Below are 12,654 nucleotides of genomic sequence, written 5' to 3' on the forward strand. Positions count from 1 at the left end.
GGCTGCGGGCGCGCGCACCACGTGCGCGCGAGGAAAAGTCCGCAAAAAGTCCGCGAGGCAACGGAAACCAACCACAAACAACAAGCAATAACTATCAGCGAAACCCCAGGTCAGCGCCCGTTTATGAGCGAAGCCGCAGGTCACGGAATCGGCATGGGGAAGACTCTTAATCCGTAGGTTCAGGGTTCGATTCCCTGGCGACCCACCCCCTCATCTACGTGCTGGCTTACGGCGGACTCCGATGGGGTGAGGCCGTGGCCCTCCGCCGATCGAGCTGCAACCTCCTGCAACCGCATCGAGGTCAAAGAGGCAGTGTCAGAGGTAAGCGGTGGGCTGCACTACGGGCCTCTGAAGACGCACCAGGAACGCACCGTCGTGATCCCCGAGCCCGTCAAGGAGATCCTCGCAGAACACATGGCGAAGTACGTGCCGCGCAAGTTGGACTCCCTGGTGTTCACGACAGAAGAGGGGACGCACATCTGGATAAGCAGCTTCCGCAAGAACGTGTGGTGGCCGGCTCTTGACGTGGCTGGGGTGGATCGAGTGACGACGATCAAGGACTTGCGTCATACCTGCGCCAGCCTTATGCATGCCGCGGGGCGCTCTCTAAGGAGATCAAAGAACAATTGGGCCACTCGACCATCGCGATGACATTCGACACATACACGCATCTTTTTGACGAAGGCCGAGACGAAGCCGCCGAAGCCATGGGAGCCCAGTTCGCTCGCTCGCTCCCTGTCAAAGGCCCGCCTAGCGAATCCTCGGGTCGCCAAGGGTCGTGAGTAGGACGCCTCGGATAGCCGAGACCCTCGGAGGGGTGGCGTGACCGACGCGGCGAGGGAGTTGGCTCCCGAGGAAACAGTGCAGATACGTGAAGCGCTCCGTATCCCTCGCGGTCGGTATTCCGCCCAACGTGCCTCTCATATAGCTGGAATCCCGGAGCGAACGATCTATCACTGGGCCAGTGAAAGGCTAGTCGTGCCTGACTTCAACGAGAGCTTCCCCAAAGCCTGGTCGTACCGCGACCTAGTCATGCTCCGACTTCGTCTTCTTCAGAGCTAGACAGAAGCCGGTGAGAGAAGCTGCCAAACACGTCAGAGCAGTAAGAAAAATGCTTGAACGGACCGATGCCACTCTGAGGACTGTCCGGAGTACGCGCTACTCGATTTACCTCGACGACGCGGTGGAGGATCTTGAATCGCCGCAAATGGCCTTTGCTGCTGTCGTTCCTCTGCTCTCAGAATTCGACCTCATGGCACCTTTGGATCAGACCGGGCTGAAACATGTTTGGGGACCAGACTTGGTTCGACCTACCACCCAGACAGCCATCTCTCCTTGGGTGCTAGCAGGTGAGCCTTGTATCCGGAGTACGAGGCTTCCCACATCGACGCTCTTTTCCCTAAGCCACGAACGTGGCCTACTCCCCACCGATATAGGTAAGCTCTACGAAGGTGTTTCTGAGTCCGCGATCGTCGAAGCAATCGACCTAGAGAAAAAGATGCGGAGTCACGAACCGGTCGCTGCATAGTGGCTGAAATGATTCCTCGCTTCCTCCTAGACCAGGGATTTCCGAAGCCACCCTTCGACGTCACTCAGTGGGACAAGAAGCCTTCGTCCACTTGAGCGATCACGACCGCACTCTCTCCAACACGTCGACCTTTGTCAGCATCGGATTCGAAGAGATCTGACGCAAGATCTCACCCATGTGACGGGTGACCCAGCTGTAAACAGGTCGTTCCATTTTCTGTGATCGCCCCCGTCTGGGCACGTAGAGGTCCAGGGAAGCGCGTAGAAGGACACCCAGTAGCGACTCGCATGCGCACCTCACCGAATCCCGCTCCTTCTCTCTCGGTAGAGGTAGACAGAACGTAGCCACCGAACCGTCCGGCGATCGAGAGGAATCACGCACCGCTCCTGCAGCTCCCCGCGCTCGCTACACCCGCGGTTTTGGTCACGTCGAGACCCCCTCGGGCCGCGAGGCTCACATCTGCGGTCGCCCGGTCTTAGACGTGGTCGTGACCGCGGCTACCTCGTTCGAGGGAGCCCTATGCAGGCGCGCTGAATCGACCCCGCGCCGCCGGTTCAGAAGCTTGCTCCTGCTCGGCCACGGACTCGCCGGTGGAGCTCAGCCCGCCGAATCGCTTTCGTCATGCTGCAGGCACCCATCACGCCCGCGATCACGATGAAGACAAGTGCTGCTGCTCCCAACGGTCCGACCTCGGTCATCTCTTCTCCCCCATTCTTCGCCGTCTGTGCCCTCGAGGGACAACGGGGACCGGGGTCCATCTCGACCATGAGACTCATGAACCGGCGACCCATCGGGTAGCGTGCTGGTCGCGACCATGGACCGGATCTCGACGTCGGGCCGACGGAGAACTCGGATATCCCCGGCCGGGGGTGCGGCTTGTCTCGCGGTCTTTGCACTTCTGGCGTTCCCGACGCATGCCCTCGCTCAGCAGGAACCCCTGATCAGCCTGTTGAGGACGACGACCTACGAGCTGCGCGAGAAGGGCCGCTACTCGTACGTGAGGATTCCGGTCGTCGTTAGGAAGGGGGTCGCGGCTGACGATCTCGACATCGGAGTCGTCGAAACGCTGGTCGGCAGCTATTCGGACGCTTCCCTGCCAGACGACATCGAGGCCGAGATCATCTCTGGGAGCCACCAAAGCGTCACGTCCATACGTCTGCGTTTCGAGTCGGCACAGGGCCTTCCGGACGGGAACTACACGGTCTCGGTAGTCGTGATCGGGCCCGACGACGAACAGCAGAGACTGGATGTCGGCGTCGAGCATCCCGCAGCTCAGTTGCGAACGTTGCCGACGGTGGTCGTCGACCGGACGCTCTGCTTGTGGATCCTGTGTGACGCGATCGATGTCGGGTCGAGTCCGGAAGAACACGCAACCGTGACGATCGTCGAAACGAGTGGACGTTCCCGCGTTACCAACCTGTCGATCGACCAGATCGATCAGGCGCTGTCAGGTTCGAACCGGGTATCCGGGAATCTGCTCTTCGAGGCTAGCTTCGCGGTCCCCCCCGGGGGGTCCGTCGACGCTCCGTTCGAGCTTCGCGACGAGTTCCCCATTGGAACGACTACGGGCTCCTTAACCCTCGACGCTCCACAACTAGCGTCACCCGTCGAGGCGACTTACGAGGTCCGCACCAGACTGGGAGACCTGGTCATAATCCCGCTCGCCGCGGCCGGGATCTTCCTTGGCTGGGTGACAAGGTGGGGTCTGAAACGCTACGTGGAACGAGGTGAGGCCCTCGAGGAAGCGCAGAGGGTGATCACCATGATCGAGCGTGAACGGTCCAAGAGCTCGGACGAGAGCTTCCACACGGCTCTGGACCGGCTCACCGAGCGGGTAACAACCGCCAAGACCGACTCGAAGAAGGATCCCGCGACGCTGCGAACGCAGGTCGCCGAGGTCGTGACCGACCTGCGGAAGGAGGTTGCAGGTCTCTGGGACCGGCGGGCCACCGCGCTCGGTGACCTCGAAGTCTTCCAGAGGGGGTTCAGTCTGACGAGGACCGGGCCGGCTGCGATCCGCGCGATCGTTGAGCAAGGGACCAAGGACTCCGTCGCCATCGAAGGCAAGATCGCGGCGTTCGACGTGAAGGGAGCGACGGACGCCCTCGCCGACCTGAAGCAAAGATTGACGGTCGAGCTCCAGGCCGCAGCGCTCTCTTGGGGAAACGATCTCAGGCCTCTCCTCGACACCATGCAGCAGCCGGAGGGACCGCTACCGAAGAAGGTGTCCGACGAGCTGACGGACGCCGCGACCGCGATCTCTGCGGCGATTCAGAACATCGAAGCGCTGGATGCAGCCGAACCACCGGATGCCGTCCTGAAAGAGGTGAATCGGATCCACATCCAGCTGAGCGCGACGATGAACTCCTACGTCCCCCAGGTCGCCGAGCTGCTCGACACGCTGCGCGAGAGACTCTGCGCGCTCGACAACCCGAACGAGACGCCCCTGGCTACGTTGCAGGAGCGCCTAGCCGAGCTAGAAACCGAGCGGATTGCCTTCGCAAAGACTTTGGACCGCTCCTCGGCCGGGGTCGCAAGGGCGTTGGACGCGGCACTCACGGCGAGCGGCGCGGCGGTCCTCGAGCAGCGCGCCGATCTGCCCGGCGACCTGCGAACGAAGCTGGAAGGATCGATCGCCGCCGGCGACTACCTGGCGGCGGCCGAGCTCCTGAAACGGTTACCGGCGAGTCAGGTAGGTGAGACCGCGACTGCAAGCTTTCTCACCTTCGAGGGGGACCTAGGCGATTACATGACGTCACTTCCTTACGGGACCTCTGCCGGTCGTACGAGTCAGACCGCGGCCGCGCTGGCCGACCACCAAGCGCTTTCGGTGATCCCCGTAGCATCCGGAGTTGGTCGCATGTCCCTCCAGTCGGGTCCGATGCACGAGAGCCTCGCGGCGATCTCGCCCCGGCGCGCGCTATTCCTCGCCAGGAGCATCTTCAGCTTCCTCTTGCTCATCCCCCTCATCATCGTGGCGTTCGTGCTGTTCGAAGACACGTTCGTGGGGACGTGGAACGACATCGCTGCCGTCTTCTTCTGGGCCTACGGCATCGACCTCACCGTCGACGCACTAGCGACGGCAACCGGGAAGCTTCCGCAACCTTCGTGAGCAGCTCAGATCTTGTCCTGATGCTGTGGGCTTTTGTGGACCAGAGGAGATTCGAACTCCTGACCTCACCCGGCTCGATCGTGTCGACCAGCGATGAGCAAAGTTGGGTCAATGACCTGACAAAGCTCGTTCTCGAGGTCGAAACGATCTAGCTCCCGTTCCGACATGACACGATGCACGTCAGGCATATGGATCATTGCAGCCATCTCCCGACGCCGAGCGTGCGAACAAATGCGGCTCGTCCCCGTATCGCCGCAGCCAAAGTAGGTCTCCCAAGCGTGAACGAACGAGAGGCTCTTCAATTCTTTCGTGGGCCTCTGCCCAGATCCTGAGGTGTTCGTCGGGGGCAGCGTTGACGATCGCGGGGTACGTTCGCTCGTCGCCCTCCATCAACGGAGCTAAGGGACCGTGTTGATCCCTTCGGTCCCCAGCTTGAACAACAAGGTTGTAGTCGAACGCATGTTCCAGGGCTTCAAACTGCTCGTCGTTGTCCGTATTGAATCGTCGAACTTCAACGGCGGCCTCGTTCCACTCTGAGCAATCCTTGACAAGCTCAACAACGACGCTCGCAAGTGCATCGTCAATTTCCTTCACGGGCTCCTCGCTTTAGCGGAACAAGAGGTTCGCCCACCTCCGTGACTACTGGAACGGTATGAGCACCGCTGCGGTTACAGGCCTGAAATAACCCCACGAAAAACCCGCGCGACAACGGAAAATGATGCTTAACAGCGACAAGTGCCGCTCAGCCAAAAGCCGAGGTCAAATGCGAGATCGGACCAAAACCGCAGGTCAGGAGCTCCCGACGGAACACTCTCTTAATCCGTAGGTTCAGGGTTCGATTCCCTGGCGATCCTCGCCGCTCTGTCCTGGTCCGGCATGAGTCGCCCCGATGCCCAGGGTCGCGAGCATCGCGGGGGTGTCGATGTGCGCTTCGAACCGAACGACCTTGTTGTCGCGGATCGTCAGGATGTGAACTTCGTCGATGTCGAATGCACGGCCGGTCGCCTTTACCGTGCCGGCCGTGCGTCCGACCTGGACGACCTTCTCCCCTGCCGGGAAGACGACCTCGAGCGTGACCTTCGAGCTGATGTGGCTTATGAGCTTCCCGAAAAACTCGCCAACCCCATCGTGACCGTGAAACTCGCCACCCCACGGCAGTTCCGGCGTCTGCCTTACCTCGACGTTGGCATCGAAAATCTCAAAGATCGTGGCGAGATCGGCGGCGGCCATCGCCTCGTAAAGCCGGCGGACCAGTGAGACATTTGGATGCTCCATCGATCAAAAGTAGCCGCAACAGGCCGCTAACCAGAACGCCATTAAGAAAACGCTTCCTGACCTGCTGAGATAGCTGACCTACGGACTTTCAGACCGTTTCGGACGCCTAGGGAGGCCGCAGTCGGCTCGATCTCGCGATCGCGGCGGCGGTCGCCACCGCTGTACAACGAACTGGTGGCGAGGTATTTTCACCTTTGGCGTGTCCCACGCCCAACCTCGGCTCCGGCGCTCACGCCGCCGGCATCAGCGAGGCAAAGGGGGCCTCAGCCCTCGGGATGCTCGGCAGCACCCCTTCGGGTCGCGCCCAAGGGAGCGTGAGTCCCGCGGCCGCGACATGGACGAAGGGAGAGTGCTGTGACCGAGGAGAGATCTTTCAAGCGCCGGGTACGCGAGCGCATGTCGAAGACGGGAGAGAGCTACACCGCCGCCCGCACTCAGGTAGCGCAAAAGCGTGAGCGGGTTCAAGGGGCGCGGGCGCGGCTCGCAGCGGCCGACGAGCGCGTGTCTGACCTGAAAATTCAGGAGGCAACCGGCAGGAGCTGGGACCAGTGGTTCTCGATCCTCGATCGCTGGGGCGCGCGCGACAAGAAGCACAGCGACATCGCGAAGTTCCTGGTCGAACAGCATGACGTCGGGAGCTGGTGGGCGCAGTCGATCACGGTTGGTTACGAACGCGCTCGAGGAATGCGCCTCAAGTACCAGCAGGCGAATGGCTTCTCCGTGTCCGCCACGAAGACCATCTCGGTTCCGGTCGATGTCCTCTTCGACGCGTTCGTCAACGCGCGCACCCGGAAGAGCTGGCTCACAGACGGGACGATGTCGCTGCGGACCTCGCAGCCGGGACGGTCGGCGCGCTTTGACTGGGGGGACGGCTCGACCCGCGTGAACGTGGGGTTCACCGCCAAGGACGAATCGAAGTCAACCGTTGCCCTAGCTCACGAACGGCTCCCCGATGCCGACGAAGCTGAATCGACGAAGGCGCTGTGGAAGCAGCGGCTCGTCGACCTGAAGTCGTTCCTGGAGGAGTGACGGCCCTCCCTAGCCTGGTCAGGCCGAGCGGGTCGCTGACGTAATCCGATGGAGGCGGTACAGACTCCCCTCCCACCGACAGATGTGGATCCCCGTCGCTCTGCTAGCCCTGCACGGGTCGGGCCGGGCCACCTGGGCTGTTGTCACATCTATCGCTGCTCCGTCGTCATTACTGTGCCACCACCTAAGGAATCGAGAGCATGAACGAGCACGAGTTCCTCCCGAGCGCTTCGAAACCCACCGCGCTCATCTGCGCTCCATCGCGTACCGGATGCTTGGGTCTCAAACGGAGGCGGACGACGCCGTCCAGGACGTGGCTGCGTCTCGACCGCAGCGACCACACGGCCGTCGAGAACCTCGCGGGATGGCTAACTACCGTCGTATCGCGCGTGTGCCTCGACCGACTGCGAGAGCGTCGCTCCCGTCGCGAGGAATCAATCGGATTGCGGCTAGTGGACGATGCACCTGCGCGGGTGCGACCGTGAAGGAGCCCGCGCAAGATGTCGGGGGCGGCAGGCTGGTAGCCACCGTCACCGACCCGGACGGCAACGTCCTCGGATTACTGCAGGATCAATGAACGAATGAGTGCCACAAGGGAGGGGTGTTGAGGAAGGAGCCCGCGCACGACGTCCTCGCTGCGGGCGTGATGGATCCCAACCGCAGGGTCGGCGGGCCGGTCCAGTACGAATGACTCCCCGCTCCCGCTCTGAGCGTCGTCGCGATACGGAGTATCGGCTGACCCACGACGTCGATGTATGGGTCGCCACTGCCTCCGCGACCGGTGAGCCTTATCTGGTGCCGCTGTCGTTCGACTGGGACGGAAAGACATTGCTGGTGGCGACGCCGGCAGACAGCCCGACCGGAAGGAACATGGTCGCCACAGGGGTGGCCCGCCTGGGTCTGGGCGAGACCCGCGACGTGACCATCATCGAGGGTGAGGTCCAGGTCCTCGAGATGGTCCAGTTGCCGCGGGGGCTGGGTGACCGGTTCGCCGAGCGCACCGGCTTCGACCCGCGTGCACTCGCGACCCCCTACCGCTGGTTCCGCATCTCCCCCCACCGGATCCAGGCGTGGCGCGAGGTGAACGAGCTAGCCGACCGCGAGCTGATGCGCGACGGCCACTGGTTGGTCGATGGCTAGGTCGGGTGCGCTCTACGACATCCACAAGCCATGTATTCGCGTCTCCGCGGGTCATCCACTTGATGGTCTTATTGACGTATATGGCGAAGGCTGTCGAGGATCTGAACAGGCGTCTGCTGAGAGCTCGAGATGGAATGGACGCGCCTATTCCGATCCGCTCGACGTCGCGGCGATCGCGCGTGTCGCATTCATGTCGGAGGCGCATTTCATCCGGAGCTTCCGAGCGACGTTCGGAGAGACGCCGCATCGCTACCTCCAACGCCGTCGGGTGGAGCGTTCGATGTTCCTTCTGCGCGAAACGCGGCGCAGCATCACCGACATCTGCATGGCCGTCGGCTCACGAGCCTCGGAACGTTCAGCCGCACGTTCACCGAGATCGTGGGGTTCTCGCCCAGCGAGTACCGAGAGCAGTCGGAGCCGAAGGCGGTGCCCACCTGTTTCACGATGGCATGGACGCGACCGAGCAGTTTTGGCGCGGGTAAGGAGGCTTGAATGGCAAACGATGAAACAAGGGCTTCCAAACTCATAGACAAGAGGATCAGCGAGCTGAGCGACTGGCGCGGCAAGACGCTCAGCAAAGTGCGACTGATCATCAAGGAGGCGGAGCCCGACATCATCGAAGAGTGGAAGTGGGTGAAACCCACCAACCCCGGGGTGCCGGTCTGGTCGCTCGACGGAGGTATCTGTACCGGCGAGACCTACAAGGACAAGGTCAAGCTGACCTTCTTCAAGGGTGCTTCTCTGAGCGACCCGTCAGGTCTATTCAACTCCAGCCTCGAGGGGAACGTGAGGCGCGCCATCGACATCAAGGAACACGACAAGATCGACGAACGTGCGCTGAAGAACCTCGTTCGTGAAGCCGTTGCGCTGAATCTAAAGGGGTAGATGGCGACCCGCCGACCGAGTCCCATGCCATTCTCTTGCCGTTCCGCGATTGGTAAGCGGTACGAAGTCTGGGCGCTCTCTCTAGTCGGGCACATCAGGGGGTTTCAACCTCGCATGGGTAAAGACACCGACCACTACTCCTAGGAGGGCGGCCACGACACCGATCCACAGTGGCGAACCGGTGTCGGAGCACAACTGGAAGATGACGGAGCCGTCGGGCTGAGGGAGCGGATCGCAGCTCGGGTCGTGGGTGGCCGAAGCCCAGAGGAAGGACGCCACCGTGTAAGTGACGGTCGTCGCAGCGAGACCCGCGAGCGCTGCACCTTCGATCGGGTGTCGCGCCCACGTTGTCCTCGGGAGGTGAAGCAAGTAGCCCCCCGCCGCGCCGACCACTGGCAGACCGAATAGCAGCAAGAAGACCCACGGCGGCTGGACGGAACCCATGGTCGTGTTGTCCCGCAGCCACATGCCTGCGGCGAGGCCAACGATGGCACCGAGGATCGCGATGGGGAAACGCCACAGCACCGTCAGCCCAAGGAGAGCACCGATAGCGACACGAACGGGGATCACCACGGGGGTAGCGTCGTTCCCGCCTGCCGCGGCGGTGGGGACCTCGCCCCTGGTATCGATCAACCCCATGGTCGAGAAGGCGAGCCCGGCGAGGCCTCCTAACGAGGCTCCGACGGCGCGTTTCATTGCGCAAACGTACCTGTTGCTCGTGGCTCCTAGACGGCGCGGTATTCAGCCGACGAGGACGGCGGTGGAACCGGCTCCCCGTGCTCGCGGAGACTTTCAATGTGCATGTGGATCGTCCCGGTGGGCTGGAGGCTACGCTCCGAGGATGGCCCTGTATCCAGCCGTGGACGGATTGCCCGCTGAGTGGATCGTCGACAGCCTGAAGACCTTCGGGACGAACGTCGGCGGGCTTGTCCCCAGAAGTTTCGAGGCCTATGCCCGCGTCTTTCATCCCGCTTGGATTGGACGCGAGGACGGACGTCCTGTGTCCTGGCGCGAGATCGCCATGACGAACAACAAGACCGCGCATCCCGAGATGCAGTTCCGAGCTTTGGTACCACCCGGCTCGTTCGACCAAGCGGGCAACATGCGCGGGGGTCAGCCCGATCTGTGGACGTCTCCACCAAGCGACGGTCAGATTCCGGATGAGATCGCCTCCGGGTTAGCGCGTGTCCTTTCCGGCTTCACCTCCACCCCGAATGAGTGCTACTTCGCGTACTGGGAGGGGTGGGGAGACCCTTCACCCCTGGTCGCCGTCAAACCAGGTCCATTCTGGAGGTTGCGCCATCGATGGGCGGTCACGAGGGTTCCGGAGGAGTTCGGATCCGAGGGCACGCCGCGTGCCAACCGGGACGCGGCGGCCCATTTCAAGACACCGGGACGCGGCTATCACCTTTTCCGGGGGGAGATTTCCGAGGTGATCACCGCCTGGGATGGGATGGGAGGGTCACTGCCGACGATGTGGTGGCCGGCAGATCACGCATGGTTCGTGCACACCGAGATCGATCTGGACTCGACCTTCGTCGGAGCATCCCGGCCGTGTATTGACGCCCTAGTCGCAACCCCGGAGCTAGAGGCACTTGAAGCCGAGCTAACGCATGGAATCACGTGGGATTCGGACCAGCTCAATGATGGTGCCCGGAACGATCAGACGGAATAGCCACGAACGCGCTTTGCCATTCTCTTGCCATTCCAATTGTTCAGACGGGTCAGGAACAGTCAGATCACCCTGCCCCTCTGCCACGCAACGGCGAGAACCGCCAGGCTACTCGCGCGAAGATCATGCCTCCAAGGAGCATGTAGAAATCGATCGACCGAGCGAGCCACTGAAATCGCCCCCAATGGTCGTCACAGCGTGAACTAGCTGGATGACGCCAATCGCGCCGCGAATCGTGAGGACGCTGGCGGCTAGCCACAGCGAGGCCTGGGTAGGAGTTGGGCGGGTGCCTTATCCCTGCGCGGCTCCGGTTCAGGGTTCGATTCCCGGGCGACCCACTCACTACGCTCGCGGGTCGCCCCGCCATGCCCGAGCCATTTCACCCTGATCGCCGCTGCGCGGCTCCGGTTCAGGGTTCGATTACCTGGCGACCACGCGTTCGGACTGCGCTTGCGGCAGCGCCCGTTCTGGCGGAAGCCGACCGTGCCTGCCGAACGTTCAACCGGTAGTCGTCAGCACTGTTTCGTCACCATGATGACGGGCGCACCTGATCGGGAGGGGTGAGCCCACGACGCCCATACGCAGCCATCCTTGCCGACCCCAAGGCCGCCGTACTCGTCCCCCGGGCGCGTTCCGCGCGGCTGCTGCGTAGTCGTCGAGGCGAGCGTTGTTGTCTTTATGGACTCGCCGCGGATCCGCGTCAGCAAGGCTCGCCACGAGGGGCGGGAATTCTGCTCCGTATGCAGGATCCATACCGTCCCGTTCCGCGCGGTCACGGTCGACCAATCGGGATCCCACTTCCGGTCGGAGCGTGGGAATCGGCGGAGTTGCCATGGTCCTACTGCCTTCTTTGCTTCGGCAAGCACGATGTCGTCCGTGACGAAGCCGACGAAAGCCCTCGCGCCGTCGAACGCTGGTGGAACGCCGACGAGACGACCGGAAAGAGGTTCGTCCGTCAGCGGCGCTAGAGGACCAAATGTCTCGCCTCCATCGGAACTGACCGTCGTCCGGATGTCACTACCACCGTTCAAGATAGCCTTGGTCACGATCAGCACGAGTCCGTCCGGCCCCGCGGCTATGCGCGGCCAGTAATTGATACCGTCCTGGGCAACTTGCGCCGCGCCTTGCGGGGTCTCGACCTGTGGGAAGCGCACGACACTCCAGGAATCACCACGATCCGAACTCTGCCAGAACCCGATCCCACGGTGATCGATCGACTGAGCGACCGCATACAGCTCGCCCGTGTCCGGAGCAACCGCTAAGTGCATCGCGTCCCACGCGTGCACATCCCCGACAGCATCGACCCGGTGAAAGCTCCACCCTTCCTTGTCAAGTCTCACCAGCGTCAAACCCCCCGGGATCTCCGTCACGCCCATCAACACGTACATGGTGCCGTCGGGCCCGATAGCGGCCGTCGGATCGAAGCCTTCCTGATCGAAGGCCACGGAACGAGTATCGGGATCGCGAAGCGCCTCCACCGTCCAGCGGCGCCCTCCGTCCTCGGTTCGAGCCGTCCAGACGAGGCTGATGTCCTCCTGCCACGCGACAAGCACGCGATCGGGATCCCGTGGGTCCACCGCGAGCGACGTCTCCGTGTCTCGAGGGGGGCCTGGATCGAACATCCACCGGTTCCGACCGACCGACTCACCGTTGGGGGGAGCCGATCCGGCGACTAGCGTCTCGAGGGAGCCGCTCTGAAGATGCCGCATGTATCCCGAAGAGAACGGGTCGGTCTGGACGGAAGACGCCGGGGAGCCGCGGTCCACTAGCGCGAGAGCAAGCATTCCCACTATCACGGCGACGAAGGCGACGTACCTCATCCCGAAGGTAGTTCGGTGCCTACTCAGCCATTCCTGCCCTACAAGATCCTTCCAATAGCGCGCGACAAACCCGGGCGCACATCACCTTCCGGGGTGGGAGAAGGCCAAGGGCCATCCGCGAGGCCGTTAGGCAAGACCTGGTGCCGCGGCTCAACAGGTTCGACTCGTGAGATACGACCGAGCGGACGTGAGG

At 62.5% G+C, this 12,654-nt stretch carries 12 protein-coding genes and 3 pseudogenes; 10 read left to right on the forward strand and 5 right to left on the reverse strand.

Annotated elements, in window-relative coordinates; translation table 11 throughout:
- Positions 1-246: 246 nt before the first annotated feature.
- Together M3N53_08830 and M3N53_08835 are read left to right on the forward strand one after the other, a co-directional pair.
- Positions 247-651: a hypothetical protein gene (locus M3N53_08830; GenBank protein ID MDP9068429.1), complete on the forward strand. Its 405-nt coding sequence runs from the start codon at positions 247-249 to the stop codon at positions 649-651.
- A gap of 421 nt (positions 652-1,072) precedes the next feature.
- Positions 1,073-1,528 (forward strand): DUF433 domain-containing protein, encoded by a 456-nt coding sequence (locus M3N53_08835; GenBank protein ID MDP9068430.1) that lies wholly within the window; start codon positions 1,073-1,075, stop codon positions 1,526-1,528.
- 554 nt (positions 1,529-2,082) lie between these two features.
- Here M3N53_08835 and M3N53_08840 read toward each other — a convergent pair.
- Positions 2,083-2,226: a hypothetical protein gene (locus M3N53_08840; GenBank protein ID MDP9068431.1), complete on the reverse strand. Its 144-nt coding sequence runs from the start codon at positions 2,224-2,226 to the stop codon at positions 2,083-2,085.
- Positions 2,227-2,477: 251 nt separating this feature from the next.
- On the opposite strand from M3N53_08840, the gene M3N53_08845 reads away from it, so the two are divergent.
- Entirely contained in the window at positions 2,478-4,640 is a 2,163-nt protein-coding gene (locus M3N53_08845) for a hypothetical protein (protein ID MDP9068432.1), read from the forward strand.
- Positions 4,641-4,820: 180 nt separating this feature from the next.
- Here M3N53_08845 and M3N53_08850 read toward each other — a convergent pair whose 3' ends face one another.
- Both M3N53_08850 and M3N53_08855 read right to left on the reverse strand, forming a co-directional pair.
- Positions 4,821-5,234: a hypothetical protein gene (locus tag M3N53_08850; protein MDP9068433.1), complete on the reverse strand. Its 414-nt coding sequence runs from the start codon at positions 5,232-5,234 to the stop codon at positions 4,821-4,823.
- Between the two features lie 234 nt (positions 5,235-5,468).
- Positions 5,469-5,870, reverse strand: a complete 402-nt coding sequence (locus M3N53_08855; GenBank protein ID MDP9068434.1) for a nuclear transport factor 2 family protein — start codon at positions 5,868-5,870, stop codon at positions 5,469-5,471.
- Between the two features lie 399 nt (positions 5,871-6,269).
- Between M3N53_08855 and M3N53_08860 the strand changes: the two genes are divergently transcribed.
- The 6 genes and pseudogenes from M3N53_08860 to M3N53_08885 all read left to right on the forward strand — a co-directional run bounded on the left by M3N53_08860 (position 6,270) and on the right by M3N53_08885 (position 8,969).
- Positions 6,270-6,944, forward strand: coding sequence for a DUF4287 domain-containing protein (locus M3N53_08860; GenBank protein MDP9068435.1), 675 nt, complete (start codon positions 6,270-6,272; stop codon positions 6,942-6,944).
- 200 nt (positions 6,945-7,144) lie between these two features.
- Positions 7,145-7,384: pseudogene (locus M3N53_08865) on the forward strand (RNA polymerase subunit sigma-70).
- A gap of 23 nt (positions 7,385-7,407) precedes the next feature.
- Positions 7,408-7,521, forward strand: a pseudogene (locus M3N53_08870) (glyoxalase).
- A 110-nt stretch (positions 7,522-7,631) separates the two neighbouring features.
- Entirely contained in the window at positions 7,632-8,084 is a 453-nt protein-coding gene (locus M3N53_08875) for a pyridoxamine 5'-phosphate oxidase family protein (GenBank protein ID MDP9068436.1), read from the forward strand.
- 80 nt (positions 8,085-8,164) lie between these two features.
- A pseudogene (locus M3N53_08880) lies at positions 8,165-8,576 on the forward strand (helix-turn-helix transcriptional regulator).
- The gene (locus M3N53_08885) at positions 8,577-8,969 is read left to right on the forward strand and encodes a DUF1801 domain-containing protein (GenBank protein MDP9068437.1); all 393 of its coding nucleotides are present in this window, start codon (positions 8,577-8,579) and stop codon (positions 8,967-8,969) included. It abuts the pseudogene before it with no gap.
- Positions 8,970-9,050: 81 nt separating this feature from the next.
- Here the strand turns inward: M3N53_08885 and M3N53_08890 are convergent, their stop codons facing one another.
- Positions 9,051-9,665 (reverse strand): hypothetical protein, encoded by a 615-nt coding sequence (locus M3N53_08890; GenBank protein MDP9068438.1) that lies wholly within the window; start codon positions 9,663-9,665, stop codon positions 9,051-9,053.
- 145 nt (positions 9,666-9,810) lie between these two features.
- Here M3N53_08890 and M3N53_08895 point away from each other — a divergent pair, with 145 nt between their 5' ends.
- Positions 9,811-10,644, forward strand: coding sequence for a hypothetical protein (locus tag M3N53_08895; protein ID MDP9068439.1), 834 nt, complete (start codon positions 9,811-9,813; stop codon positions 10,642-10,644).
- 509 nt (positions 10,645-11,153) lie between these two features.
- Here M3N53_08895 and M3N53_08900 read toward each other — a convergent pair.
- Positions 11,154-12,461, reverse strand: a complete 1,308-nt coding sequence (locus M3N53_08900) for a glycoside hydrolase (GenBank protein ID MDP9068440.1) — start codon at positions 12,459-12,461, stop codon at positions 11,154-11,156.
- Between the last annotated feature and the right edge of the window lie 193 nt (positions 12,462-12,654).

The sequence above is a fragment of the Actinomycetota bacterium genome (assembly GCA_030776625.1).
GTDB lineage: Bacteria > Actinomycetota > CADDZG01 > CADDZG01 > WHSQ01 > MB1-2.

Coding starts and splice junctions, on each gene's coding strand:
- M3N53_08875 (MDP9068436.1), top strand. CDS start 7,632: ATGACTCCCCGCTCCCGCTCTGAGCGTCGTCGCGATACGGAGTATCGG.
- M3N53_08840 (MDP9068431.1), bottom strand. CDS start 2,226: ATGACCGAGGTCGGACCGTTGGGAGCAGCAGCACTTGTCTTCATCGTG.
- M3N53_08900 (MDP9068440.1), bottom strand. CDS start 12,461: ATGAGGTACGTCGCCTTCGTCGCCGTGATAGTGGGAATGCTTGCTCTC.
- M3N53_08855 (MDP9068434.1), bottom strand. CDS start 5,870: ATGGCCGCCGCCGATCTCGCCACGATCTTTGAGATTTTCGATGCCAAC.
- M3N53_08895 (MDP9068439.1), top strand. CDS start 9,811: ATGGCCCTGTATCCAGCCGTGGACGGATTGCCCGCTGAGTGGATCGTC.
- M3N53_08890 (MDP9068438.1), bottom strand. CDS start 9,665: ATGAAACGCGCCGTCGGAGCCTCGTTAGGAGGCCTCGCCGGGCTCGCC.
- M3N53_08885 (MDP9068437.1), top strand. CDS start 8,577: ATGGCAAACGATGAAACAAGGGCTTCCAAACTCATAGACAAGAGGATC.